We start from the raw sequence: 23,180 nt of genomic DNA, 5'->3' as shown, positions 1-23,180 counted from the left end.
GACCTTCAACGGTTCAGGGCGCGGACTGTTGGCAAAAGGAAGATGTGGTCAAGGCAGCGCCGCGATCGCCCTGAGGATCAAGGCCCGGGCCTCTGCTCCGTACACGGCCATGCTCCGAAGCTGCTCGAAAGCCTTCAGGTACAACCCGATCTCGGAAGGCTGAGTGATCCTTACCTGGGCTGAGACGAGCTCTACTGACACCAGCTTGTCGTCGTAGACGTGAAACGTTTCTCGGGGCCACTGTGTTCGGGCCCGGGTGGCCGACGGGATGATGCCAAGCGACACCTGAGGCAGGGCTCCCGCGGTGAGTAGGTGGCCAAGTTGGGCGGCCATGGCATCTTCGTCACCGATGCGGCAGTACAGCGCGGCTTCCTCGACCACCAGCACGAATCGATGGCCTGGTTCGTGAATCACTCGCGAGCGGTCGATTCGTGCTCTGGCGGCCTCGGCGCTGTCGTCGATGGGCAGTTCGCGAAAGCGAGCGCTGATGCCCAGCACGCCGGCCGCATAGCCCTCGGTCTGGAGCAGTCCGGGCACCAGCGTCGAGGAGTAGACACGGAACAGCTGGGTCTCGTGGAAGAAGCGAACGGCGCTGTCCTGCAGGCTCTTCAGACCGCTGCGGATCTGGTGACGCCACTCGGTGTACATCGCCTCCGCGTGCAGTGACTGCGCGATGAGGTCGTCGCCTTGGTCAGCCGCGCCACAGGCCGCCGCCCACGCGCGTATGTCCTTGGTCGACGGGGCAGTGTGGGCGTTCTCGATACGAGAGGTCTTGGCGTGGTGCCATCCGCAGCTGTCGGCCAGCTCGGTGACCGTCAGCCCCGCCCCCTTGCGCAGGTCTCGCAGCCGCCGGGCGACGACTTCGCGCGCGGCCTGGGCGGACGAGGACGGGGAGACGGACATGAGCTGACCTGTCTGGTGCGTGTTGTCAGTGGATCTCGTACTCGCTGTGCGGAACTGCGTGCGCCCAGACCGATTCGAAGGCATCGGAGCAGAGCTTCGCTACGTCAGGGGTCTCGTCCCAGACTTCCCCACCGAGCGATGACCCGTCCCCGGCGAAGTGGTTCCAGCGAATGACTTGATCATCGAACAGCCAGAAGTCGTTGCCAGGCAACGCGATGCTGGAGGCCTGGCGCCTGGGCAGCCAGCGGACCTGCTCGCCAGCAGCCTCGTTGGTAAACGTGCCGTCGTACAGGAAGCGGGTGTACTCGCTGACCGGCTCGGACACGATGCGGGCCCGTCGCATGATGACGCCTCGGTCCACGGTCTCCTGGACGAGGTCGAGCCAGGGGCGCCACCATGAACCCCGGTCGCCGGGATCGTGACGGTACCCGGCACGCCACTCGGCGAAGGGGCCCTTTTCGTAGTCGACTGCGTACGAGTCGCGCATCTCCAGGTGAACGGCAGAGCGTGTGCAGCCGGCGAGCAGGTCAGTGAACGCCGTTGGCACGTTCGACGGCATCGCACGCCTCCCTGATCACGGGCACCATCCTGGCGGGAATGCGGATCACCGCTTCGTGTTCCGGAATGCCCCTGGCGTGACCTGGCAGCTCGAAGGCAGCGCATTCCGCTTCGAGGTCAGCACCAGGTTTCCAGCCTTGGAGGACGAGCTCCTCGTTCTCCTGGTCAACCCAGATGGTCGGGCTCTCGTGGTCCCCAGTGTTCGGATCGATCCCGATGAACTGCAGCGGCATGGCAGCCTCCGTTGCGGGGTGTGCAGCTTTGTGCAACACGATCGTGACACCGACGCCGCCGGTCAAGAGGGCCATGTGAGAAGTCACTTGGGAGAGTGGCTGGTTGCACATTGGTGCACATCTCTGGAAGCCATGCTCATCGCGTCTCTAGCGTCATGGTCGGCGACAGCCCGCCCAGCCACTCGTGCACGGGCCCCGCACGGGCTCAGTGGCGAACTCCCTTGGAGGCCGCAGATGGAGACGCAGGTACTCAACAGACTGATCGCCGAGTGGCTTGCCCTGGCGCACCCCGCACCTGCCCAGGTTCGGGCGGAGTGGTCGAACCAGGGGGTAGCGCTCTTACCTCTCGGTCGACGGTTCGCCGCGGTAAGGCTCTCGGGGGTACTGGTGTACGCCGCCCTGGACTCCGACGACCCGAGCGTGGTGGCGGAGGCTCTGTTTGAACGGCTGCGCGGTCCCGTCATCCACGACAACCGCACCGCGGGCCCGACGTACTACGCCCTCATCCAGTGGCACGCCGGCCTGGTCTGGGACTACAACCGCAGCGCCCCGTGTCTGCGGGACGACACGTATCTGGGCGTTCCGCGCATCGATCGACGGGAGCCGCCCGGAACGTACTGGGTCGTTCCGCCTCGCTACGACGGCGACCTGTGCAGGCCACAGGCCGTGCGAGAGCTGGTCGACGCCGGCCACCGGCAGCTCATCCAGCAGACGTTGGTCTGACCCGCCCGCTCAGCCGTCTTCCGCCGCGCGGCCTGTCTGCACGACGTCGCGCCGCGATCTGCAAACCCCCTCTCCCTGAGCACACGACAGGCATTCGGCCCTCGGGGAGAGGGCTGCCCGAAGGTCCACCCCACGGTGAGGTGAATCCGTGCTGCACACAACCCCGACCGGACCCGACATGCCACCGGGCCCGACTCCACCCAGGAACGGCAGCGCTACAAAGGGAGGCATCCGATGACGACCGCCGTTGACGCCGGGGTCCGCACCGGTCAATCACTCGTCACAGACGCCGAGTTCGACATGCTCGCCGCGTTCTGCGCTGACGAGTACGGCCTGGAGCGCTGTGTCGCCGACCGTGTCGTGGACCAGGCCCTCGCGATGGTCTTCGTCATGGGCTCGTCCGGTGAGGGGGCCGCCATGGCGCCGTCGCAGCAGGTCGATCCGGGCTGGCACACGCTCATCCTGCACACGGGTTGGTATGCCGACTGGTGTGAGCGGAGCTTCGGCTACTTCCTGCATCACCAGCCGAACTCGAAGGTACGCACTCGCGGGCTGATGGTCGACGTCGTGGGCAGGATCCGGTCCGCAGGATTCGAGGTCGACGAGCGGCTGTGGGGTACGGCCGCCGAATGCAACCCGCCTGCCTGCTGCGGCGACGGTCCCTGCTGCTGACCACTTTCCCAGAACGGGCGGGTCGGCCTCCCCCGGTCGGCCCGCCCACTCCCTGTGCCAGAACGGACCCCGTCCTTGTCCCTCACCGAGCTGACCGCGACCAGCCGCGTGACCGTCTTCCCGCTCGAAGGTCTCAGCGTCGCCTATACCACCCAGTCCAGTGACGAACGTTGCCTCGGTGACATCGGACTCGTCACTGTCGTCGACACGCGCCGCGATGGCGAAGAGCTGTGGCGCCTTGCCTGCGATCTAGGCGGCCATCAGCAACGCCATGCCCAGGCCCGCTGGATCCTCACGCAGGCGAGTCGTGCGCGAACGGTCACGGCGTACACCGATCTGCCGGGCGCGACCTGGACGGCGTACATCCGTCGACGGTTCGAGCTCGACTCGCTCTTCGCCAACCACGATGTGCTGTTGACCGGTCGGATGGTGCTGCCGGGGTACTGAGCAACCGGCATGTGGTCCTTGGCGAGGTCGGCGCCTTCTCACTGCAAACCAAGCTCTTCGCGGGCTCCCGCCACCCACCGCAGGACGCCGTGGGACTCGGTCCTCTCGGCCAGTTCTGTCGCCTCCGCGAGTAACGCCACCGCGTCGTCTCGCCGTTCTTGCTGAGCGGCGAGATGGGCCAGGCCGATCAGGTTCGCCGCGACGCCGGGCAGGAAGCCCAATTCCCGGCGCAGGTGGGTGGACTCCTCGAAGTGGGCGCGGGCCGCGTCGAGGCGCCCGGCCATATGGTCGACGAAGCCGATGTGCCGCAGGGCGTACGACATGGTCAGCCGGTCGCCGGCCTGGGTGCTGAGGTCGAGGGCGCGCTTGAAGGCGGGAAGTGCGGTCTCGTTGTCGTCGCGCACCACTTGGTGAACGATTCCGACCCAGAACACCGCCTCGCCCTCGCCCTTCACGTCACCGAGCCGACCGTAGAGCTCCGCCGCCCGCTCGAACAGCTCCAACTCCCGCTCATCCTCAACGCGCTCCTCCAGGAAGCGGGCGTGGACCAAGCGGCCACGGGCCAGCGCGAGGTCCGCCTCGACTGCGTCGAGGCCCTGATCCGCGGCCGCCAGCACACCGGTGTCGCCACCGAAGACGGCCTGCTCGTAAAGGAGTTGAGCCTGTTCGATGCGCTCGTCCACATTCATTCGGTGATCGTAACGATCCTGGACAAGCGATTACAGTCATCGAGCTTTCGCTCGCGAAAGGGCGGTGTGCGGAGGGAAGGCCGGCCGGCTCCCACGAGGCCTGCGTCAATCCCTCATGGGGGCCGTCCGCCGCCTGGTCCACCGGGTTCGGCTCAGTAGCCGATGGTGAAGCGGCGTTGCACGAAGCGGGGCAGCTCCGCCTCGTCGAGGAGTGCGACGGCCGCGTCTTCCATGGAGATGCGGCTGCGCCCGTCCGCGTCGAGGACCGGCTGGTCGGTGCCGATCCGGAACCGGGCGGTGCGCTCGCCGGGGGCGATGTCCTCCGCGGGACTGAGGTAGGTCCACAGCCGGTTGGACGTGCGCAGGACGTTCAGGGCGTCGCGGTGCCCGCGTACCGCGGCGGCGTACTCCCTGGGCAGGCCGATGGCGTCGAGAGTCTCGTGCAGGAGGTCGTCGGAGTCCGCCCGGACGAGTCCCGGCTCGATCTCCAGGCTGCCGGCGCCGCCTATGACGATCAGCCGCGTTCGGGGATGGCTCTCCAGCGCCTTCAGCAGGGTTCGCGCGGCGGCGGCGTACACGGTGGGGTCGGCGATCGAGCGGGCCACTGTGTCGGCGATGTCCTTGGCCGCGTTGCCGGGCTGGAATCCGCTGATCAGGACGTCGAGGCCGGGGAGGGCGGCAGCGACGCCGTCGGCGTCGAGGACGTCGATGCTCTTCCAGACGATGTTCTCCCGGTTCTCCTCGATCTTCGAGGCGTCGCGGCTGAAGGCCGTGACGTGGTGGCCCCGGTCGAGGGCTTCGGTGACGACACGACTGCCGATACCGCCGGTGGCTCCGATGACTCCTACGCGCATGGCTCTCCCCTGTAGCTGTGCGTACCGCGATGTCTTCACGGCATGCGGAAACTATACGGCGTGAAGTAACTACACGGGACGCAGACTGGTGACGCTGTAGAGTCTGTCGCTGTGGGAACGATCAAAGGGCGCCGCGAACGGCTGCGGGCCGAGACGACCGCTGAAATCAAGAAGGTCGCGCTCGAGTTGATGGCGTCGGGCGGCCCGGACGCGATCACTCTGCGGGCCATCGCCCGCGAGATGGGCATGACCGCCAACGCCATCTATGGATACTTCGCCACTCGCGACGACCTGGTCACGACGTTGATCAACGACGTGTACACGGCGCTGGCCGACACGGTCGACTCCGCTTGGGAGGCGGCACCCGCCCAGGACCCGGCGGCCCGTATCGAGGCGTGGGCGCGCGCGTTCCGCGGCTGGGCCCTGGACCACCCCGAGGGCTTCCGCCTGGTCTACGGCGACCCCGTCCCCGGCTACCGTGCCCCGGAGGGGGGTGCCGCCCCGGACGCCGCCCGCCGGGTCTGCACCGGCATCACCGCGCTGGCGGCCGCGGCCTGGCCACACGCCGAACACCGCTACGCGGACAGCGATTTCACCTGGTCCGATTTCGACGCCGGACTCCTCGACAAGGTCCGCCCGACCTTCCCCGACCTGCCCCCGGCCGCCGTGGCCCTCGCTCTGCGCATCTGGAGCCACCTGCACGGCCTGGTCTCACTGGAGATCTACGGCCACCTGCAGACCCAGACACTCAGCCCGGACAAACTCTTCCGGGAAGAACTGGCCCAGCTCATCAGGACCTTGGGCATCGCCCCGCGGCGATAGAAGGCCCTCGGTTACGCGGTGGCCCGCCGCGCGTACGCCTCGATCTCGATCTTCATGCGGGGGTCGGCGAGGCCGCACATGAGCATGGTGGCGGCCGGCCGCACGGCGCCGAAGGCGCGGTGCAGTACCGGCCAGCAGGGCTCGAAGTCCGCCCGGTCGGGGAGCATGTACCGCACGCGCACCACGTCGGTGAGGGTGCAGTTCGCCTCGGTCAGCGCGGCCTCGATGTTGCGCAGGCACTGCGCGGCCTGTTCCACCACGTCGTCGGAGATCGTCATGGTGGCGTAGTCGAACCCGGTTGTTCCGGACACGTGCACCCAGTCACCGTCGACCACGGCGCGGGCATAGCCGATCTGCTCCTCGAACGTCGAACCGCTGAGGATCGCACGTCGCTCTGTCGTCATGCGCCGAACGCTAAGTGAGTAGTACCGATACGTCTAATACGGTCACAGGCTTGAACTGATATCTCTAGAGGTATGGAGCGTCCTGAAATTCCCTTTCCTCAACTGCACGCCTTCGTCGTGCTCGCCGAGGAACTCCACTTCGGCCACGCGGCCGCCCGCCTGGGCATCGCCCAGCCGCCGCTGAGCCAGCAGATCCGCCGCCTGGAGGACAAGGTCGGCCACGCGCTGTTCCACCGCGAACCGGGACACGTCACGCTCACCCCGGCAGGCCGAGAACTCCTGCCCGCTGCCCGGCGGGCCCTCACCGACCTCGCGAACGGCCTGGCCGCGGCCCGGGCCGTCGGCAGCGGCAGGGCCGGCCACCTGCGGATCGGCTTCGCCGCCTCCCTCGCCCTGACTGTCCTGCCCGGCCTGTTGCGCACCTTTCGGGAGCGGTTCCCCGACGTGCGTCTCGACATCCAGGAGATGACCACGGCGCCGCAGATCGCCGCCCTGCACGACAAGACCATCGACATCGGCCTGCTGCGCGAGCCGCCCGACGACGAGACAGGTCTCGGCTTCGCGACCGTGCTGACCGAGCCATTCGTGGCCGTCCTGCCGTCCGCGCATGTGCTCGCGAACCAACGGACCATCCGGGTAGGACAGTTGGCGGACTCGCCCTTCGTGCTGCTACCCCGCGCGGTCGGCCCACAGTTGTATGACCAGATCACCAACCTGTGCACCGCTGCGGGCTTCACACCCCGAGTGGCCCAGCACGCGGTGGAATGGCAGACCGTGTGCGCCCTGGTGGAAACCGGCTTGGGCGTCTCCCTGGCTCCGGCGAGCATCCGGCGCATTCGCCTCAAGGGCGTTGCCTTCCGCGGTATCGACCCCAGCACTGCCCGCACACGAGTCGCCGTCGCCTGGCGCGAGACCGACCCGAACCCCCTGGTCACCAATCTCCTGGCGGCCGTCAGCCAAGATCCGCCGAACAGGCGCTAGGCACGTCGGACCGCCCGGGCGGAACGCGACGCCCGTGCTCTTGCAAGCTCGCTGACTGGTGATTCCCCGTCCCACCCGCAGACGGCGACGATGCGGCGGAAGAACAGCGCGAAGCGCCCGCCCCTCCGGTGGTGCCGGGGGAACGGGCGCTTGCGTAGGGGGCGTAGAGGGCTCAGCCCTGGAGCTTCATGCCCTCGGGTGAGGTGAGGCCCTTGTCGGGGTGGGCACGGAACGTTGCCGTCCAGGTGGTGGGCGGGCAGGACGTGCCGTTGGGGTGCTGCTCCGTCAGCTTGGCCCGGGTGCTGTCCTCGACGACCGTGTCACCGCTCTTCGCGGACGTCACGGTGAGCTGTACCGGCACGGTGGACGCACCGATGTCGTCGGGGAGTTGGACCGACAGCGAGGCGAACGGGTCGTCGGGACTGCCCGATGTCCGCTCCTCGCAGGTACCGTCCACGCACAGCCGGATCCTCGCCGTGTCACGGTCGCCGAAGTCGGCGGGCCGCCACACGGCGGAGACCTGCGAGTTCGCGTCGACCTCGGTGCACGACGTGCCCTGGCTGAGGAGCGAGCATCCGGTCAGGGTCGCCGCCAGCAGGGGTGTGAGAAGGGCGCGGCGCATGTCAGTACCTCGCTACCGTGCCGGGGAAAGCGCTGTTGGCCAACCCGATGTCGGTGAAGTACAGCCAGCACGGGTCGAAGAACCCGCCGCTGTTGTCGTCGCCGCCGCCACCGCCGCCGGAGATGATGCCCTTCGCGTAGGCGCGTCCGCTGCCGTCGACGGTGTACACCGGACCGCCGGAGTCACCCTTGATCGTGCAGGATCCGGACGTCTTCTTGGCGACGACCATGTTCTTGGCCGTCGAACCGCTGGAGTAGTGGACGGTCGCCTGGGTGTCGGTCACCTGCCAGCCGCACCTCTCGCCGCTCATCATGCCGCCCGTGCAGACCTTGTCGCCGCTCTGCGCCCAGCGCCGCCAGTAGTCCTGGACGGGCCGGGACGAGCTGGACGTCTTGCCGCCCTTGTAGATCCGGGCCGACGCGGAGCTGTCGCTGTTGATCCGGTACAGCGACAGGTCACCCGAGTAGTAGCTCTGGCCGGAGAGCCTCACCGAGCCGTACCCGTTCTTCCAGTTGTCCCGGACGACGGGGCCGATGTAGTCGCTCTCGCTGGGGTTGGTGATGGCCCCGTTGCCGGAGGTGCAGTGGCCCGCGGTCACCATGTACCAGTTGCCGTTGTACTTCCAGGGGAAACCCGCCGTGCACCAGACCGCCGTGCTGGTGGTCAGGTACGACTTGATGCGCGCCCCGCCGTAGTAGGGCGAGGTGTCGTTGTAGCGGGTCGCCTGGGGTTCCAGCGCGTTGACCCCGGGCGTGACCCGCACGGCCACGGTGTCGGTGCCGTACCGCTCGCCCAGGGCTGTGACCAGTGCCGGGGCGGCCGTCTCGGTCTCCACGACGACACGGTTCTCCGCGGCGTCCACGGACGCGACGTGCAGTCCGCCCACGCCGGGCAGTTCCGCCTCCGACAGCTGGAGGACCTCGTCACGCACGGACTCCAGCGCGGTGACGCTGTGCCCCACCACTTCGGTGCGCGGGACGACCTGCTCGGTGACGGTCGGCCCGGCAGGCGCGGGAGTGGTCTCCGTGGCGTCCTCGGGCATCGCGAACGACTCCTCGCCGGTGGTCTCCACGGACCCGTCGGCGGGCGGCGCCGGAGTCTCCGCCTCGGTGGTCACGGTGTCGGGCTTGGTGCCGTCCTCCGTGTCCTCGGCGGGCAGTCCGCTGCCCTCGTCGGCGGGGGCCTGAGCCACCTGGATCGGGGCGGACGCCTCGTCGGCCGAGGCCGACTCCACGACCGGCGCGACCAGTTCACCCGTCACCGGGTCGACGTAGGGCGGGGCGAAGGCGTCAGGGCTCTCCGCCGCGCGGGCCTCGGCCTGCTCCAGGGCGTAGGCCTGGGCAGGTTCCGACTCCTGCATGTCGTCGGCAGGGCCGCCCTCGATGACCTCGACACGGTCGACGATCACCGAGACCGGTTCGGCCTCCGGCGGGGCGTACGACCCACCGAAGCGGGCGCCGATCTGAAGACCGCCGCTGCCGGACAGGGAGGAGGTGTCCCATACCAGCTTCGGCGCCGCGCCGCCGCTGAGCGGCACCGGCCAGGTGACGGCGGTGCCGTCGGCGCGGGTGACCTGGGAGGCCGGGATGACCTGCCACGGGTCGGCGGACGAGGCCCGCTGGAGGAAGGTGACGTCCGTCAGCGACGCCGGGGCGCCGACCGCGAGGTCGGCCGAGCCGACGAGCACCTCGCCGTTGGCGGGCGCGGTCACAGCCGCCCGTCCGACGTGGAAGGCGCGCTTGGTCTCCGCCGAGACGTTGCCGGCCCGGTCGGTCGCGGTGACGGCGAGTTGGTGGCTGCCCTCGGTGGCCGGGGTGATCGGCAGCGCCACCGGGCCGCCGGTGGTGGTGACGGTCTGCGCGGTGCCGCCGTCGACCGAGTACGTCAGACCGCGGGTGTCGGTGCCGTCGGGCGTCAGTGTGAACGTCCCGGTCACCTGCGCGCCGCCGGCCCAGGCGTCCGACGGGTAGGCCGCGGAGGTCACGGCCGGGGCGCCGGGCGCGGTGGTGTCGACGGTGAAGCGGTAATGGGAGGTCGCCCCGCCCGTGCCGTTGCCGTCGATGCCGCGCACGTGCAGGTACCAGGTGCCCTCGGTGCGGGTCGTCGTGTACGAGGTGCCGGTCGTCTCGGCCGTGCTGTCGGGCACGGTGTCGGTGGTGCCGTCGACGACGATGCTGTACCCGGCGGAGGCGCCGGACGGCGCGGTCCAGGTCGCGCTGAAGGAGCCGCTCTTGTACGCGCCCGTCTGGTCCGGGTGCGTGGACGAGCTGATCACCGGGCTCGGCGGCAGCGTCATGTCGACCCGGAACGGCAGATGCGCGGCGGTGGACGACCAGTTGCCCGCCTGGTCCTTGGCCCGCACGTGCAGGTACCAGGTGCCGTCCGCGTCGACGGTGGTGGTGAACTTCGTCGACGTCTGTACGGTGCCGGTGGTGGCCGGCAGGGTGTCCGCGACGCGGTCCACGGTGACCACGTAACCGGCGGCGCCGGACAGGTCGGTGGGCGCCGACCAGCTGAAGGACGCGGTGCGGTTGGCGTATGCGCTGGTCGTCACGGGGTGCGTGGAGGAGACCAGGCCGCCGGGCGCGCCCGGGGCGGTGGTGTCGACGTTGAAGCCGCGGTGCTGGGTCGGGGACCACAGTCCCGCCTTGTCCTTGGCGGCCGCGTGCACCCACCAGGTGCCGTCGGTGCGCCCGGACCAGTTCACGCCGGCCGTCGTCTGCGTGACGGTGGTTCCGGCGGCGGTCGTCGGGCTCTGGTCGAGCTTGACGGCGTATCCGGTCACGCCGGAGGCGTCCGTCGCGGCGAGCGTGCCCGTGAAGGTGGTGGCGTTGTACCAGGCCGACGCGGAGGGGTGACTGGTGGAGGTGATGGTGGGGGTGGGCGGGACGGTGGTGTCGACGGTGAACGTCTGCCACGCCGACCAGGCGCCGGTGTCGGTGCCGTCGGACGCCCTGGCCCGCCACTTGTAGTCGCCCGGCGTCAGGGTGGTTGCCGTGTGGGTCGCCACCGCCCCGGAGGCCACGGAGGCGGACGTGCCGGACTGCAGGGCCGCGGTGCCGTTCGCCGCCCAGACCTCGAAGGTCAGGGTGAGCTGCTGGGCGTCGGCGTCGGTGGCCTTGGCGGACAGGGTGGGTGTGGTGTCCGAGGTGTAGGTGCCGGACAGCGGGGAAACGGCCGTCGCGGTACCGGGCTTGGAGTTGTAGGTGACCGTCAGGGAGGGCTCGTAGGCGGCGTTGTGCGAGCCCTCCGTCTGGTTCGCCGAGTAGTAGCGGCGCCAGGTCAGCGGGTCGGTCTCGTCGACGGCCGCGATCCGCACACCGTTGTTCGGCTGGCCGTCGGCCCAGGCCTGGACGATCCCGTCGATGTCCCAGGAGACGTGCCCTGCCGGGCAGTTGGAGTTGTAGCCCTTGGCCGCGGTGGAGGTCACGGCGCCGGTCGAGGTGGTCGTCGGCTGCTCGGCCCAGGTGATGGCCGACGGGTCCCAGGCCGAGGTGATACGGCGTACCTGGTTGCCGGAGTTGGTGGTGTTGCACGTGGACGAGTAGTACGAGTACAGGCGCAGGTCGGTGTCGAGGACGTGCTTGCCGGCGTACTTCGCCACGTCGAACTTCAGGTACGAGCGGGCCTTCTCGGTGCCGTTGTAGGTACCGGCCTTCAGCTCGGTCGAGCCGCGCTGCGAGGTGAGGTAGTCGTCGTACTGGACCCAGGTGTCGGTCACCGGGCCGAGCAGGGAGTCGGTCGGGTCGATGGTGACCGGGTACTCCAGGTCGGGGTCGGCGAGGAACTTCTCGTCGGGCTCCAGGACCAGGACCTGGTCGCCGGTGTCCGCGTCCCGCTCGATCGTGACGTCGATGGCCGCGAGGTCCTCGGGCTCACCGGAGGCGCGCTTCTCGCCCGAGCCCCACATCACCGGCAGCGGCGCGGTGGCCACCGTACGGCCGCTGCTGTCGCTCCAGCGCAGGCGTTCGTCGTCGGTCTCGTGCAAGGTGAGGCCGTCGGCCGAGATGGGCAGCCGGTAGCTGACCGGGCCGTCGGGGCGCTGGCGCAGGACGACGGAGTGGGAGAAGCCCTCCTTGAGGGCGGTCACCTCGAGGTCGCCGCCCTCGACGGCGCCGGGGTAGACGGCGGTCGGGCCGTCGAGGCGCGGCTCGGGCAGTTTGCCCGGCCAGTCGAGGCCGAGGGTACGGCCGCCCCGGGAGACCTGGGCCAGCGGTTCGCCCGAACCGCCGCCGGAGAAGGTGATGTCGGCGGCCGCGGTCTTCGGCCGCACCACGCCGTCCTCGGCCACGAGGGTGGTGTCGATCGGCCGCCAGCTGCCGTCGGGCTGCTTGACCCGGATCGGGCCGGTGTACGCCTCGACGGTGGTCGTGCCGTCGGCGTTGGCCCACGTGGTGGTCGAGCCGGTGCGCTCGGAGACTATCTCGGTCCGGGTCGGCTGCTGCACCGCCGGGGCATCGGCGGCCGGGGCGGCGTCCTCGGCGAACGCGGGCCCGTGGAGCAGGGGCAGCGGGGCGCACACGAGAGCGGCCAACAAGGCTGTCGCCAGGGCTCGTTGCTTTCGGCTGGATCTTCGTCGGCCTGGGTCCGGGGCGGCCGGCGTGGAGTGGTGCACAGGGGGTCCTTTCAGTCATCTTGGCTGAAGATCGCTGATCATAAGGCCTGCACATGTCACGCCCACAAGAGGAAGAGATCGCTCCGTTCCTGACGGCCGTAGGTGACCGATCGCTGTTGAAGTACGCAGTGCACAACTCATGGTCCATAAGCCGCAGTTGGACCCCGACGCTGTCCTGCGGTCCCGCCCCGGCACGGGGGCTCAAGTGCCGCGAAGAACTGGCCCCGCCTATCCGGACCTTGGGCGTCGCACCGCAGCGACAGAAGGCGCTCGACCGTCCGAAGTCCGGTCGCTCCGGGCACCGTCAAGTCGAGGAGGGCAGGGCACGCGCGAAGGCTTCGAGCGTTGTGAAGTCGGCGTCGCGCAGGCCCCGTCGTGGGTCGACCCGATGGAGCAGTGCGGGGCCGTCGTGGTGCTTCGCCACGAACAACCGGTCGAAGTGGTCGATCTCGTCGTCGACCCATGCGAACGGCCTGCCGTCAGCGTGCGCGACCAGGTAGCGGGTCTTCCAGAACGTGCCCTCCGGCCCTGTGCCGAGCATCGTGGGCCAGTCCACCACGGGCAGTTGAGGCAGACCGAGGACGGGCGAGATGAAGGTGTTCGCCTCCGTGCCCCACGTGGTCGCCCACACCAGGTCGTACAGGTCACTCAGCCTCAGGAGCTCGTGGCCGTGATCGACGTTGAGCCACACCCGCAGCGGCTTCACGTAGGCCCGTGGCGTGTAGGGGTGTTGGGCCACCCATCCCTCGGGCTTCATCCGGTGAGTCGAGTAGCCCGCCGGTCGGCGCTCGGGCTTCGCGGCGTAGGGGTTGAGCGGTCCGTCCACATCGAGGTAGAGGAGAGGTCGTTGCACGACGTTGGCCCCTCTTTGCCGGAGTGCTTGCGGGATGTGCCGAGCGTAGCTTCGTCCTGTGCCGCAGGTATCTGGTTTTCTGTCTGGCAACCTCCTGGGGCGGCAAGCGCGGGCGTGGTTGACAAGGCTGCCGTCCACGGCGCGAACGGACTGGGGCCCAAGGACAGCGCAGTTGGTCAGGGATGACTCAGGGATGACCGGTGTCCGGCTTATTTGAAGGCCGCGACATTGCGCACGGCCCACTCGGCGAACGTGCGGGGCGGGCGGCCGAGGATGCGTTCGACATCGGGGCTCACCCGCTGCTCGATGGCTTTCGGCGTGCCCAGGATGCCGAGGGTCGACTCCACCACCGGCTCGGGCATGAACCGCAGCATCTGTGCCCGCGCCTCCGCGCGGCTCTGCTCGACGAACCGCACGGGCTCCCCCAGTGCGTCGGCGATCGCCGAGGTCTGTTGCCGAGGTGAGACCGGTGCCGGTCCGGTCAGCTCATAGGCGTTGCCGACGTGGCCGGCGTCCCGCAGCACCACGGCGGCGACCTCGGCTATGTCGTCCGGGTCGACGGTCGGCAGCGCGACATCTCCGAAGGGCGCGGCCACCGTCCGTCGCGTGCGGACCGTTTCGGCCCACTGCAACGTGTTGGAGTCGAAGCCTCCCGGCCGCAACAGGGTCCATTCCAGATCCGAGTCGGACCGCGTGAGGGGGTCCTCCAGCGTCGAGGGGTGCCTTCCCGTGGCCACGCCCTGGGAAGACAGCAGGACCACCCGGCGGATCCCTCCTGCCCGCGCGACATCAAGGACGTCGCCGACGCTGCCACCGGCCGATACGAAGTCGCCCGAGGTCAGCAGGAACAGCGCGTCGGCGCCGTCGAGCGCGGGTGCGAGGCTCTCCGGTGTGGCCACGTCGGCCTGATGATGCCGCACCCCCGCCGGCATGTCCCGCGCGGAGATCCCCCGCGACACCGCCGTGACCTGTTCGCCGGCCGTGACGAGCGCCCGTACCAGCGGCCGTCCGACGTTGCCCGTGGCTCCGGTCACCACAATCATGTTCGCTCCCGTTGTCGAGTTCTGTGTTGGCCCAACGGAAGCTACCGGCATGGGGATAGTAGGTACCTAGAGGAAAGTAACGGAGAGAAGGGCTCGTTGTGACACACCCCACGACTCCGGCGGCCGGTGGCGACGTCGCCCCCGAGCAGGCGTGCCCGATCGCCCCGGTGGTCGACATCGTCTTCAGCCGCTGGACCACTCCGATTCTGTGGGCGCTCCATGAGTACGGGCGGCATCGGTTCGTGGAGCTCGAACGCCGCATCACCACCATCACGCCCAAGGTCCTGACCGAACGACTGCGGCAGTTGGAACGCGACGGGCTCGTCGTGCGCACGTACCACGCCGAGGTTCCGCCGCGGGTGGAGTACGAGATCAGCGAACTGGGACGCAGCCTGGGGCCGCTGTTCGCCGCACTCGCCGACTGGTCGGTCAACCTGGGCACGGTCGAGGAAGCCCGGCGGGAGTACGACACCACGGAGCGGCCCCACGACCGTCGCACCGTCAGGCGCGGGTAGGGTCCGCCCGCATGGTCTTCGACTTCAATGATCACTACCACGGGCCTGAAGTACGCAGAGCCGGTGCCGAGGCCGGCGGCCCTCTGCGGCTTCGGCAGCTCGGCGGAAATCGCTTCGGCTGTGTCAGTGGCCTCTGTTAGCTTCATGCGGCTCGTGTGGTCCACGAGCCTCAACGACGAACAGGGGTGGGACAGTTGACCGGAAGACACCTGGCTGGAAGACCATCGGCCACAAGACGAAGAACCGCATCCGCACAGCTGGCGGCGGTGTGCTGTGCGGCGGCGGTCGTGGTGACGGGGACCGGCATGTCCGGCACGGCGTACGCGGCGGAGAACCTGCCGCCGAAGCAGCCGCTCGTGCAGGACCTGCAGACGGGGACCAAGGCGTGCGCGACCGGTGAGAACCGGGCGTACGTCGGGGCGCCGCCGACGCTCGGCGCCGTCCTGTACGACCCGGAGGAGGACAACCAGCCCGCCGAGGCCAACATGGTCAGGGGCGAGTTCGAGGCCTGGTGGACCGACGCGGCCGGGGTCGAGCAGCGCCGCACCTACACGTCCTACGAGACGTTGTCGGGGTCGCGGCTGCCGTGGCGGATGCCCGAGGACATCCCGGTGGACACGGTGATCTCCTGGCACGTCCGCGCCGACGACGGCAAGGCGACCTCCGCCTGGAGTTCGGAAGGCGACGGGTCCGTCTGCGAGTTCGTGTACGACGACGCCAGCCCGGAGAAGGCGGTCGTCACCTCGCCCGACTTCCCGGAGGAACAGATCGGGGGCGGCGTCGGCGTCTACGGCAGCTTCACCATGGACTCCCCGTCACCGGACGTCGTCGAGTACCGCTACAACTTCATCGGCGGCCCGTACGGGACCGCCCGGCCGGACGAGATGGGCGGGCCCGCCACCATCCGGTTCCTGCCGCTCCAGGCCCGCCCGGACTACCTGAGCGTCCGCGCGATCGACCGCTCGGGCCGCAGCAGCGGGACCACCACGTACTACTTCCGGGTCAAGAGCGGTCGCGCACCCGTGGCCCACTGGAAGCTCGACGACGCGGCGGGAGCCACCGGCGCCGCCGCCGAGACGGGCACCGCGGCCCGCGCCGGTAGCGGCGTGACCTTCGGCGGTCCGGCACCCCGGGGCACCGGCGCCACCGCCACCGTCGCCCTCGACGGCAGCCGCCACGGCTTCCTCACTCCGGACGCCCCAGCCGTCGACACCGGCAAGACCTTCGCCGTAAGCGCCTGGGTGCGGCCCGCGCAGACCGACCGGACGATGACCGTCGCCAGCCAGGACGCGGGCGACACGGCCGGCTTCCGCCTCGGACTGAGCAGCCCGGACTCCGGACCCGCCTGGACGTTCGGCATCGGTGGCGCACGGGTGTCGGGCGGTGCTCCGGAAACCGGTGAGTGGGCCCATCTGCTGGGGCTTTACGACGCGGAGACCGGCAAGGCGCAGCTGTACGTCAACGGCCACCCGGTCGGCACCGCCGTCGAGGCCACGCCCGCCGGGGCGAACGACGCGTTCCAGATCGGCCGCGCCCGCAGCGGGTCCGGCTACCACGCGCGGTGGCACGGTGACATCGGTGACGTACGGGCGTACGACAGGGTCGTGGTGCCGGTCGAGGTGGCCGAACTGAGCCGCCGCACACCGAAGCTGCTCGGCCACTGGTCGCTGGAGAGCGCGACGGACGGCGCGAGCCCGGAGCAGCAGGGCGGCGCGCCGCTCAGGCTCGGCACCGGAGCGACGATCTACCAGAGCTCCGACAGCTCCTGCATCCCGGATCTGGACCCCGACTGCACCTACACGCCGCCCGCTCTGGTCGGCGACGGGCATCTGCGGCTGGACGGCGAGACCGGGCACGCCGTCGCCGAGGGTCCCGTGGTGGACACCGGGGACAGCTTCACCCTGGGCGTGGTGGTACGGCTGGCGGACTCCGAACCGGCCCACCCGATGACCGTGCTGTCCCAGGCGGGCGAGCACACCGACGCCTTCAAGGTGCGCTACGAACCGTCCGAGCACGCCTGGCAGCTGATCATGCCGGAGAAGGACGAGGCCGGCGCCGCCGAGACGGTCGTGTCCCAGATCGAGGCGGCGGACGGCGGCGAGGGCCAGGGCCACCACCTCGCCGTGGTCTATGACGACGCCACCGACACGGTCAAGCTCTTCCTGGACGGCTGGACCAACGCCCAGGCGACCGGACCCCTTCCGAACGGCTGGCACAGCTCCGGGGCGCTCCAGATCGGCCGGGCGCAGGTCGGTGACGGCTGGGGCGAGTATCTGCACGGCGATGTCGACGAGGTGCAGGCGTACGTCGGCGCGCTGAAGGACGACAGGATCAGCGGTCTGGGCCATGGGACGAACCCCTGCGTGGAGTGCTAGTCGCTGACCGCCGGGCGTGAGCGTCGGTAGATCCGGCGTCCGGCGCTCAGTCCCGCCGCCCCGCCATCCAGGGATCCACCCTGCGCGCGAGCGTACGGACCGGCTTGCGTACGTCCTTCGGGAGGCGCCGCAGGGCTGTGCGGGCGGCGCGGCGGACGCTTGGGGTCGCCGTGGCGTGGAGGAGTACGCGGTGGGGGACGGAGAGGTGGCCCGGCTGGCCCACGGACAGGCGGAGTTGGCCGCCGGGGCCGCCCCAGGCGGGGTGGACCAGGCGGGGCGGGGTGCCGGTCGTGAACGCGGCGGGGCAGAAGGGGTCGCCGGTGAGGCGGGCCCGGCGGCCGACGCCGAGGAGTTGGCCGTACGCCCACACCAGGTGCGTCCCCGGAGGCATCTCGGTGCCGCCGGCCAGGGTCAGGGGGTCGATGGTGGTCTCGCCGGTGAGGAGCACGCGGTGGCGGCCCTTGCCCAGCGGCTGGGTGCGCGGGGCGAGTTCGGCGTCCGGGTACCACCACAGGTCGCGGTCGGCGTCGTGGACGAGGAGCTCGCCGCGGGCGCCGCCGAGGGGGTGCGGGACCTCCCAGTCCTCGGCGCCCTTGATGTCCGCCAGCAGAACGGGGTCCAGGAGGAGACGGCCGTAGCGCTCCACGAGGGTGAGGGGTTCGCCGTCGGGGCGGAGCATGCCGATCGTCGTCGTGATGACGAGTCTGCCGTTGCGCCTGCGGATGTCGTCGACCGTGACCTGGGGCCTGATCATCTTGGTACGGCGCGCGAGTTCGACCAGGGCGTCCAGGTTGCCGTCCTCCAGGAGACGGGCCCTGAGCCTGGTGATCGCGGGGAGTCCGTCCGGTACGCCCGGTGGGTAGCACTCCAGGGCCATGCGGCGTACGACGTCGAAGTACCGTTCGCGGCCGGCGCCCGTGCGCTGGAGGACGCGGGGTTCGCTGACCGGGCGGAGGAGTTCGACGCGGTAGGAGCGGCGGAGCAGGTGGTCCTGGAGGGGGCCCGGCTCGGTGCCCTCCTTGATGGCCTCCACGACCGTACGCAGGTGGCCGTAGTACGTCTCGGGGGTGCTCCCGCGGCTGCTGGTGTTGCCTCCGTCTTCGCGGCGGTTCCATACGTAGACGGGGTGGTCGCCGAGGATGGAGACCCTCTTCGCGCGCACGTACGCGCGGGCCATGAAGATCTGGTCCTCCAGGCGTACCGGTCCCTCGGGGAAGGTGATCCCCTCGTCGAGGAGGAAGGCCCGGCGGAACATCTTGTGGGGCGTCAGGCTGTCCATGAGGGGTGCGTCCTCGACCGTGCAGTGATCGACGTTGCGCCTGAAGAGGATGCTGGGACCCTGCATGGTGCCGACGACCTTGCCGAGGACGATGTCGGAGGCATTGCGGGTGGCGAGGCGGTGGAGGCGTTCGAGTGCCTCGGGGGTCAGTTCGTCGTCCTGGTCGACGAACTGGACGTACTCGCCGTGGGCCGTCCGGACACCCACGTTGCGGGGTTTGCCGGGCCAGCCGGAGTTCTCCTGGTGGATCACGCGCACGTGCGGATGCCGGGCGGCCAGTCGGCCGAGGCGTCGCGCGGAGTCGTCGGTCGAGCCGTCGTTGACGTAGACGATCTCGTACGCGTCCCGGCCGATGCTCTGGTGGAGGAGCGAGGGGGAGCAGCGATCGATGTACTCGCCCGCGTTGTAGACGGGCACCACAATGCTGACCTTGAGCATCAATTCCCCCAGACATGATCAAACCAGGCGATTTCGGACTCGCGCCTCACCGTAGTCGGATCCCTCGATCACTTGCAGCCAGGCGCGCTCGATGTGTCCGGAAGTGTCGGAGGAGCTCGGGATCGTTACGCCCGTCCCGCCGCGCTGGGCTTCCCCGCTCAGCCGGGCTTCGGCCTTGCCTGCGGCGATGCGCGGAAGGGCGAAGCCCGGCAGGGGGTTGGCTGACACTGGCTCGTTCGGGCCACGTTCAGGCAGTACGTTCGGCCGCTCGTTCAGGCCATACCTTCGGCCGCACGTTCAGGCCGCCTGTTCAGGCCGCACGTTCAGGCCGCCTGTTCAGGCCGCCTGTTCAGGCCGCTCGTTCAGGCTGCCGGTGTCAGTTCCGCTCGGCCGAACAAGAGGGCGTAGCCGTGCGGGAGTTGGGCCAGAACGCTGTCCACCAGGTCGTCGCCGACCAGGCTCGGCAGGACGCTGAGGACCGAGCTGACGTCCCAGCGGGCCGTGGCCGGGGTGGCTCCCTGGATGCGGGCGGCGACGGCGTCCACGAACTCCGGTGCCGTCAGGGGGCGGGTCACCGGGATCTGGGAGGCGAGCACGCGGGCCGCTTCCTCGGGCAGGGCGCGTGCCAGGTCGACTCGTTCGTCGCCGGTGACGTGGCCGCCGAGGGCGGAGAGGACGATGCGGGTGACGCGTTCGGCTTCCGCGGTGGTCGGGTACTGGCCGGACTCCCGTACGGCGTCGATGAGTTCAGCCCATCTGTCCGTGTCCCGGGGATTGTCGATCTGCGGTGGCGTGGGGGGGGCGCGCTGAGGACTGTCACGTCGGGGCTCCTTCTGCGTGTCGGGGCGCCGCGCGTCCCGCGGGCTGCTGCCCGCGGGACGCGTTCCTGGTTTCGGTCCTGGTTTCGGTGTTTGTTTCAGTGCTTGTTTCGGTGCTTTGTCGATGCTGGTTTCGGTGCTTGCTCCCGTGCTTGTTCGGCTCCTGGTTTCCGTCCCGTTCGGTTTCAGTCCCGGTTTCTGGATCCGGTTTCGGTCAGCTGTTGATCTGCTTACGGTCGCTGCCGCCGCCCGTGATCTGGATGCGGCGCGGCTTGGCCTGCTCGGCCACCGGGATGCGCAGGGTCAGGACACCGGTGTCGTACGAGGCGTCGATGCGCTCCGAGTCGAGGGTGTCGCCGAGGAAGAGCTGTCGGGTGAAGCTGCCCGTGGGGCGCTCGGCCACGAGTAGTTCCGCGCCCTCGGGGGCGGGGGAACGGCGTTCGGCTCGGACGTTCAGGACGTTGCGTTCGACGTCGATCTCGATCGTCTCGGGGTCGATGCCGGGGAGGTCGAAGTGGACGACGAACTCGTCCCCGGACCGGTAGGCGTCCATCGTCATCGCGGTGGGGCGGGTGGTGGAGCCCAGGACCTGCTGCGCGAGGCGGTCGAATTCGCGGAAGGGGTCGGTACGCATGAGCATCACAGTTCACTCCTTTCCTCAGGCGCTGCCTGTGCGATGCCCTACGGCTTCTTATATAGCTCGGAGGAGGAAACTTGACAAGCCCCGACTCAGGTCGAGGGCGTCGCCCAAGGTGAGAGTTAGCCTCGCCTCGAGGCACACCGGACAGCACAGGAGGCAGGCATGGCGCAGGTTCCCAGCGCGGTCGTCGCGGCGAGCGGACTCGTCGGCGGGTACGGCGTGGCCCGCTGGACCAGGAAGCGGCAGCTGGGCGGGGTCGTGCTGGCCGTCGCCGGGACCGCGACCGCGCGGCAGTGGCGGCACCAGGCGGGCGGGAAGGCCGCGGGGGCACTGACCGCCGCGTACGTCGGCGCCTTCGCCGCGTCGCATCCGCTGGCCAAGAAGGTGGGCGCCTGGCCGGCCGTGTTCGGGGTGGCCGGTGCCGTGGCCCTGGCGTCCTGGGCGGTGGCGGACCGGAACGCCGGTTGATCCGTCGCCCTGCCTCGCGGGGAACACCGTCACCCTGCCTCACCGGAAACAGCGGTCCCGGCGCCCCGGATACCCCGGATACCCCGGAAGCCCTGGAAGCCCCGGATACCCCGGAAGCCCCGCATACCCGGACGCCCCGGCCTGCTAAGCCCGGTGCCCCAGTACATTCACCACCCGCCCATTTGGATCCCGTACGAAGAACCGTCGTACGCCCCACTCCTCGTCCCGCAGCTCCCGGACGACCTCCGCGCCCGACGCCACCACCTGCGCGTACACCGTGTCGACGTCCTCGACCTCCACGCTCATGTCGGGGACGACGGGTGCCGTGCGCTCCTCGGTGATGAAGATGATCTGGGCGGTGGGGTTGGTGGGTGAGGCGAAGGTCGTGACCCAGCCCAGGCTCATGACCTCCTCGAGGCCGAGCAGGCCGTAGAAGTCCCGGCTTGTTCGCAACGCTTCCTCGGACTCGACGTGGATGTCCGGGACGACTCGGCGGACAGTCATCGGCGTCTCTCCTCGCGCTCGCGCGGACGGGTTTCCAGTCTCGTGTCACTTTTCGTTATCGGCCGCCCCTTCCGCTCGTCTCCTCACCGTCCCCCGCCACAGGCACGCGATTCGACCCCGAGGAACGAAACACGTGACACGAGAGATCAGCCGCCGGAGCATGCTCAAGGCCGCGGGCGTCACCGCCGGAGCCGTCGGTGTCGGTACCGCACTCGGCACCGCCACGCCGGCCGTCGCCGCGGGCGCCGCCTTCGCCCACCCGGGTCTGCTGCACACCCGCGCCGACCTGGACCGTATGGCCGCCAAGGTGAAGGCGGGCGCCGCCCCCTACACCGCCGGTTTCGCCAAGCTGACCGCCAACCGCCATGCGCAGAGCGGCTGGACGGCCAACCCCCAGGCGACCGTGTACCGGGGGTCGGGCTCCCCGCAGAACTACACGCTCCTCTACAACGACATCCACGCCGCCTACCAGAACGCCCTGCGCGGACACGTCACCGGCGACAGCGCGCACCTCGACACGGCCGTCGCGATCCTCAACGCCTGGTCGGCCAAGCTGACCAGCCTCGAAGGCAGCGCCGACCGGTTCCTCGCCGCCGGGCTCTACGGCTACCAGTTCGCGAACGCCGCCGAACTCGTGCGCGACCACGGCGACTTCGAGCTCGGCCGGTTCCAGGAGATGCTGAGCAACGTCTTCGCGCCGCTGAGCGACAGCTTCCTGGTCAAGCACAACGGCGCCGTCGTCACCAACTACTGGCCCAACTGGGACCTGGCCGCCATGGCGTGCGTCCTCGCCACCGGCATCTTCTGTGACGACAAGGCCCAAGTGGCCCGTGCGGTCGACTACTTCAAGCACGGTGAGGGCCTGGGCGCCGTCAAGAACGCCATCCCCGTCGTGCGCGACGACGGACTCGGTGAGTGGCTGGAGGCCGGCCGCGACCAGGGGCACGCGCTGCTCGGCGTCGGCCTCATGGGCACCTTCTGCGAGATGGCCTGGAACCAGGGCGTCGACCTGTACGGCTACGACGACAGCCGCTTCCTCAAGGGTGCCCAGTACGTGGCCAAGTGGAGCTTGGGCGGCGACGTGCCCTACACCGCCAACACCCGTGCGAAGGGGGCGATCAACGGCTGGTCCGGGCAGGAGACCGCCGCGGGTGCCGCGGCCGTGGATCCGGCCATGCAGCGGCCCATCTGGGCGATGATCGCCAACCACTACACGAAGCGGAGGGGGCTGTCCGCCACGTACCTCACGCGGATCGCCGCCAAGGCCGCGCCGGAGGGCGGTGGTGGGGATTACGGTCCCAACAGCGGGGGGTACGACCAGCTCGGCTTCGGTACGTTGGCGTTCACCCGGGACAGGGCTGCGGATACGTCGGCCTCCCCGGCACCGGCTGCCAGTGCGTCGGTTGCCTCCGGCACGGGGAGTGACTCCGGGGCCGAGCCGCAGGGCGGTGCTGCGTCGCCCTCCGCGTCCGCTGCCGCCAATGCTGACGGCGACCTTGCCGCCACCGGTTCCAACGACGTGATCGGCTGGACCGCCGCTGCGGGCGTCACCGCGGTTGCCGGCGGGCTGCTTTTCCTGCGGCGGCGGGACCGGGTTCGGCGCGACGGCGCTCAGTAGCGGGCCGCCCCAGCGGCTCGCCCCCGCCGCCCCTTCCCGTCCCGGCCCTGGGGGCTGCGCCCCCAGACCCCCCTTCGGCCCTGAAGGGGCCTCGTCCTCAAACGCC

23 protein-coding genes are annotated in these 23,180 nt (G+C 69.8%); 9 read left to right on the top strand and 14 right to left on the bottom strand.

The features are described from left to right. Window positions 1–48 precede the first annotated feature (48 nt). Genes ACFYO2_RS18665 through ACFYO2_RS18655 form a run of 3 tightly spaced genes read right to left on the bottom strand, consistent with a single transcriptional unit; the run spans window position 49 to window position 1,694 of the window. Complete coding sequence (locus ACFYO2_RS18665) at window positions 49–903, bottom strand: helix-turn-helix domain-containing protein (RefSeq protein WP_388349900.1); 855 nt, start codon at window positions 901–903, stop codon at window positions 49–51. 25 nt (window positions 904–928) lie between these two features. Next, window positions 929–1,462, bottom strand: a complete 534-nt coding sequence (locus tag ACFYO2_RS18660) for a DUF6879 family protein (RefSeq protein ID WP_388349898.1) — start codon at window positions 1,460–1,462, stop codon at window positions 929–931. Next, the gene (locus tag ACFYO2_RS18655) at window positions 1,431–1,694 is read right to left on the bottom strand and encodes a hypothetical protein (RefSeq protein ID WP_388350385.1); all 264 of its coding nucleotides are present in this window, start codon (window positions 1,692–1,694) and stop codon (window positions 1,431–1,433) included. The genes ACFYO2_RS18660 and ACFYO2_RS18655 overlap by 32 nt, the downstream gene beginning before the upstream one ends. A gap of 234 nt (window positions 1,695–1,928) precedes the next feature. On the opposite strand from ACFYO2_RS18655, the gene ACFYO2_RS18650 reads away from it, so the two are divergent. The 3 genes from ACFYO2_RS18650 (at window position 1,929) to ACFYO2_RS18640 (ending at window position 3,536) form a co-directional block, all read left to right on the top strand. Beyond that, window positions 1,929–2,417: a hypothetical protein gene (locus tag ACFYO2_RS18650; protein ID WP_388349896.1), complete on the top strand. Its 489-nt coding sequence runs from the start codon at window positions 1,929–1,931 to the stop codon at window positions 2,415–2,417. Window positions 2,418–2,651: 234 nt separating this feature from the next. Next, window positions 2,652–3,089: a hypothetical protein gene (locus ACFYO2_RS18645; RefSeq protein ID WP_388349894.1), complete on the top strand. Its 438-nt coding sequence runs from the start codon at window positions 2,652–2,654 to the stop codon at window positions 3,087–3,089. 75 nt (window positions 3,090–3,164) lie between these two features. Continuing rightward, window positions 3,165–3,536, top strand: a complete 372-nt coding sequence (locus ACFYO2_RS18640; protein ID WP_388349893.1) for a hypothetical protein — start codon at window positions 3,165–3,167, stop codon at window positions 3,534–3,536. A 38-nt stretch (window positions 3,537–3,574) separates the two neighbouring features. On the opposite strand, the gene ACFYO2_RS18635 is transcribed toward ACFYO2_RS18640, so the two are convergent. After that, window positions 3,575–4,225, bottom strand: coding sequence for a tetratricopeptide repeat protein (locus ACFYO2_RS18635; protein WP_388349891.1), 651 nt, complete (start codon window positions 4,223–4,225; stop codon window positions 3,575–3,577). Between the two features lie 152 nt (window positions 4,226–4,377). Then, on the bottom strand, window positions 4,378–5,079 hold the full coding sequence (locus ACFYO2_RS18630) for an NAD(P)-dependent oxidoreductase (protein WP_388349889.1): 702 nt from the start codon (window positions 5,077–5,079) through the stop codon (window positions 4,378–4,380). Window positions 5,080–5,190: 111 nt separating this feature from the next. Between ACFYO2_RS18630 and ACFYO2_RS18625 the strand changes: the two genes are divergently transcribed. Beyond that, window positions 5,191–5,901, top strand: coding sequence for a TetR/AcrR family transcriptional regulator (locus ACFYO2_RS18625; protein WP_388349887.1), 711 nt, complete (start codon window positions 5,191–5,193; stop codon window positions 5,899–5,901). An 11-nt stretch (window positions 5,902–5,912) separates the two neighbouring features. Here the strand turns inward: ACFYO2_RS18625 and ACFYO2_RS18620 are convergent, their stop codons facing one another. Further along, window positions 5,913–6,305 (bottom strand): RidA family protein, encoded by a 393-nt coding sequence (locus tag ACFYO2_RS18620; RefSeq protein WP_388349885.1) that lies wholly within the window; start codon window positions 6,303–6,305, stop codon window positions 5,913–5,915. Window positions 6,306–6,377: 72 nt separating this feature from the next. On the opposite strand from ACFYO2_RS18620, the gene ACFYO2_RS18615 reads away from it, so the two are divergent. Further along, window positions 6,378–7,286, top strand: a complete 909-nt coding sequence (locus ACFYO2_RS18615) for a LysR family transcriptional regulator (RefSeq protein WP_388349883.1) — start codon at window positions 6,378–6,380, stop codon at window positions 7,284–7,286. Window positions 7,287–7,458: 172 nt separating this feature from the next. On the opposite strand, the gene ACFYO2_RS18610 is transcribed toward ACFYO2_RS18615, so the two are convergent. From ACFYO2_RS18610 to ACFYO2_RS18595, 4 genes are all read right to left on the bottom strand, one after another. After that, on the bottom strand, window positions 7,459–7,908 hold the full coding sequence (locus tag ACFYO2_RS18610; RefSeq protein ID WP_388349881.1) for a hypothetical protein: 450 nt from the start codon (window positions 7,906–7,908) through the stop codon (window positions 7,459–7,461). A 1-nt stretch (window position 7,909) separates the two neighbouring features. Next, window positions 7,910–12,445: a DNRLRE domain-containing protein gene (locus tag ACFYO2_RS18605; RefSeq protein WP_388349879.1), complete on the bottom strand. Its 4,536-nt coding sequence runs from the start codon at window positions 12,443–12,445 to the stop codon at window positions 7,910–7,912. Between the two features lie 382 nt (window positions 12,446–12,827). Next, window positions 12,828–13,376 carry a hypothetical protein gene (locus ACFYO2_RS18600; RefSeq protein ID WP_388349877.1) on the bottom strand — a complete coding sequence of 183 codons (549 nt, stop codon included), beginning with the start codon at window positions 13,374–13,376 and terminating at the stop codon, window positions 12,828–12,830. Window positions 13,377–13,585: 209 nt separating this feature from the next. Continuing rightward, window positions 13,586–14,419, bottom strand: coding sequence for an NAD(P)H-binding protein (locus ACFYO2_RS18595; protein WP_388349875.1), 834 nt, complete (start codon window positions 14,417–14,419; stop codon window positions 13,586–13,588). Between the two features lie 98 nt (window positions 14,420–14,517). Here ACFYO2_RS18595 and ACFYO2_RS18590 point away from each other — a divergent pair, with 98 nt between their 5' ends. Beyond that, window positions 14,518–14,934 carry a winged helix-turn-helix transcriptional regulator gene (locus tag ACFYO2_RS18590; RefSeq protein ID WP_388349873.1) on the top strand — a complete coding sequence of 139 codons (417 nt, stop codon included), beginning with the start codon at window positions 14,518–14,520 and terminating at the stop codon, window positions 14,932–14,934. A 305-nt stretch (window positions 14,935–15,239) separates the two neighbouring features. Beyond that, window positions 15,240–17,309, top strand: a complete 2,070-nt coding sequence (locus ACFYO2_RS18585; RefSeq protein ID WP_388349871.1) for a LamG-like jellyroll fold domain-containing protein — start codon at window positions 15,240–15,242, stop codon at window positions 17,307–17,309. A 46-nt stretch (window positions 17,310–17,355) separates the two neighbouring features. Here the strand turns inward: ACFYO2_RS18585 and ACFYO2_RS18580 are convergent, their stop codons facing one another. The 3 genes from ACFYO2_RS18580 to ACFYO2_RS18570 all read right to left on the bottom strand — a co-directional run bounded on the left by ACFYO2_RS18580 (window position 17,356) and on the right by ACFYO2_RS18570 (window position 20,484). Then, entirely contained in the window at window positions 17,356–19,026 is a 1,671-nt protein-coding gene (locus ACFYO2_RS18580; RefSeq protein ID WP_388349869.1) for a glycosyltransferase family 2 protein, read from the bottom strand. 362 nt (window positions 19,027–19,388) lie between these two features. After that, on the bottom strand, window positions 19,389–19,808 hold the full coding sequence (locus ACFYO2_RS18575; protein ID WP_388350382.1) for a DUF2267 domain-containing protein: 420 nt from the start codon (window positions 19,806–19,808) through the stop codon (window positions 19,389–19,391). Window positions 19,809–20,058: 250 nt separating this feature from the next. After that, entirely contained in the window at window positions 20,059–20,484 is a 426-nt protein-coding gene (locus ACFYO2_RS18570) for an Hsp20/alpha crystallin family protein (RefSeq protein WP_388349867.1), read from the bottom strand. Window positions 20,485–20,646: 162 nt separating this feature from the next. Here ACFYO2_RS18570 and ACFYO2_RS18565 point away from each other — a divergent pair, with 162 nt between their 5' ends. After that, window positions 20,647–20,952: a hypothetical protein gene (locus tag ACFYO2_RS18565; RefSeq protein WP_388349866.1), complete on the top strand. Its 306-nt coding sequence runs from the start codon at window positions 20,647–20,649 to the stop codon at window positions 20,950–20,952. Window positions 20,953–21,096: 144 nt separating this feature from the next. Here ACFYO2_RS18565 and ACFYO2_RS18560 read toward each other — a convergent pair whose 3' ends face one another. Then, on the bottom strand, window positions 21,097–21,456 hold the full coding sequence (locus ACFYO2_RS18560) for a VOC family protein (protein ID WP_388349864.1): 360 nt from the start codon (window positions 21,454–21,456) through the stop codon (window positions 21,097–21,099). A gap of 160 nt (window positions 21,457–21,616) precedes the next feature. Between ACFYO2_RS18560 and ACFYO2_RS18555 the strand changes: the two genes are divergently transcribed. Continuing rightward, the gene (locus tag ACFYO2_RS18555) at window positions 21,617–23,074 is read left to right on the top strand and encodes an alginate lyase family protein (RefSeq protein ID WP_388350379.1); all 1,458 of its coding nucleotides are present in this window, start codon (window positions 21,617–21,619) and stop codon (window positions 23,072–23,074) included. Window positions 23,075–23,180: the final 106 nt, after the last annotated feature.

The sequence above is a fragment of the Streptomyces sp. NPDC006602 genome (assembly GCF_042870385.1).
In the GTDB taxonomy this organism is placed as follows: Bacteria; Actinomycetota; Actinomycetes; order Streptomycetales; family Streptomycetaceae; genus Streptomyces.
This window is presented reverse-complemented; position numbering and strand designations above follow the sequence as displayed.

Excerpts from the sequence above, each read along its gene's own strand:
- ACFYO2_RS18620 (WP_388349885.1), bottom strand. The coding sequence starts at position 6,305 with ATGACGACAGAGCGACGTGCGATCCTCAGCGGTTCGACGTTCGAGGAG.
- ACFYO2_RS18645 (WP_388349894.1), top strand. The coding sequence starts at position 2,652 with ATGACGACCGCCGTTGACGCCGGGGTCCGCACCGGTCAATCACTCGTC.
- ACFYO2_RS18570 (WP_388349867.1), bottom strand. The coding sequence starts at position 20,484 with ATGCTCATGCGTACCGACCCCTTCCGCGAATTCGACCGCCTCGCGCAG.
- ACFYO2_RS18610 (WP_388349881.1), bottom strand. The coding sequence starts at position 7,908 with ATGCGCCGCGCCCTTCTCACACCCCTGCTGGCGGCGACCCTGACCGGA.
- ACFYO2_RS18665 (WP_388349900.1), bottom strand. The coding sequence starts at position 903 with ATGTCCGTCTCCCCGTCCTCGTCCGCCCAGGCCGCGCGCGAAGTCGTC.
- ACFYO2_RS18635 (WP_388349891.1), bottom strand. The coding sequence starts at position 4,225 with ATGAATGTGGACGAGCGCATCGAACAGGCTCAACTCCTTTACGAGCAG.
- ACFYO2_RS18650 (WP_388349896.1), top strand. The coding sequence starts at position 1,929 with ATGGAGACGCAGGTACTCAACAGACTGATCGCCGAGTGGCTTGCCCTG.
- ACFYO2_RS18660 (WP_388349898.1), bottom strand. The coding sequence starts at position 1,462 with ATGCCGTCGAACGTGCCAACGGCGTTCACTGACCTGCTCGCCGGCTGC.
- ACFYO2_RS18565 (WP_388349866.1), top strand. The coding sequence starts at position 20,647 with ATGGCGCAGGTTCCCAGCGCGGTCGTCGCGGCGAGCGGACTCGTCGGC.
- ACFYO2_RS18585 (WP_388349871.1), top strand. The coding sequence starts at position 15,240 with ATGTCCGGCACGGCGTACGCGGCGGAGAACCTGCCGCCGAAGCAGCCG.
- ACFYO2_RS18555 (WP_388350379.1), top strand. The coding sequence starts at position 21,617 with ATGCTCAAGGCCGCGGGCGTCACCGCCGGAGCCGTCGGTGTCGGTACC.
- ACFYO2_RS18580 (WP_388349869.1), bottom strand. The coding sequence starts at position 19,026 with ATGCTCAAGGTCAGCATTGTGGTGCCCGTCTACAACGCGGGCGAGTAC.
- ACFYO2_RS18655 (WP_388350385.1), bottom strand. The coding sequence starts at position 1,694 with ATGCCGCTGCAGTTCATCGGGATCGATCCGAACACTGGGGACCACGAG.
- ACFYO2_RS18560 (WP_388349864.1), bottom strand. The coding sequence starts at position 21,456 with ATGACTGTCCGCCGAGTCGTCCCGGACATCCACGTCGAGTCCGAGGAA.
- ACFYO2_RS18615 (WP_388349883.1), top strand. The coding sequence starts at position 6,378 with ATGGAGCGTCCTGAAATTCCCTTTCCTCAACTGCACGCCTTCGTCGTG.
- ACFYO2_RS18630 (WP_388349889.1), bottom strand. The coding sequence starts at position 5,079 with ATGCGCGTAGGAGTCATCGGAGCCACCGGCGGTATCGGCAGTCGTGTC.
- ACFYO2_RS18595 (WP_388349875.1), bottom strand. The coding sequence starts at position 14,419 with ATGATTGTGGTGACCGGAGCCACGGGCAACGTCGGACGGCCGCTGGTA.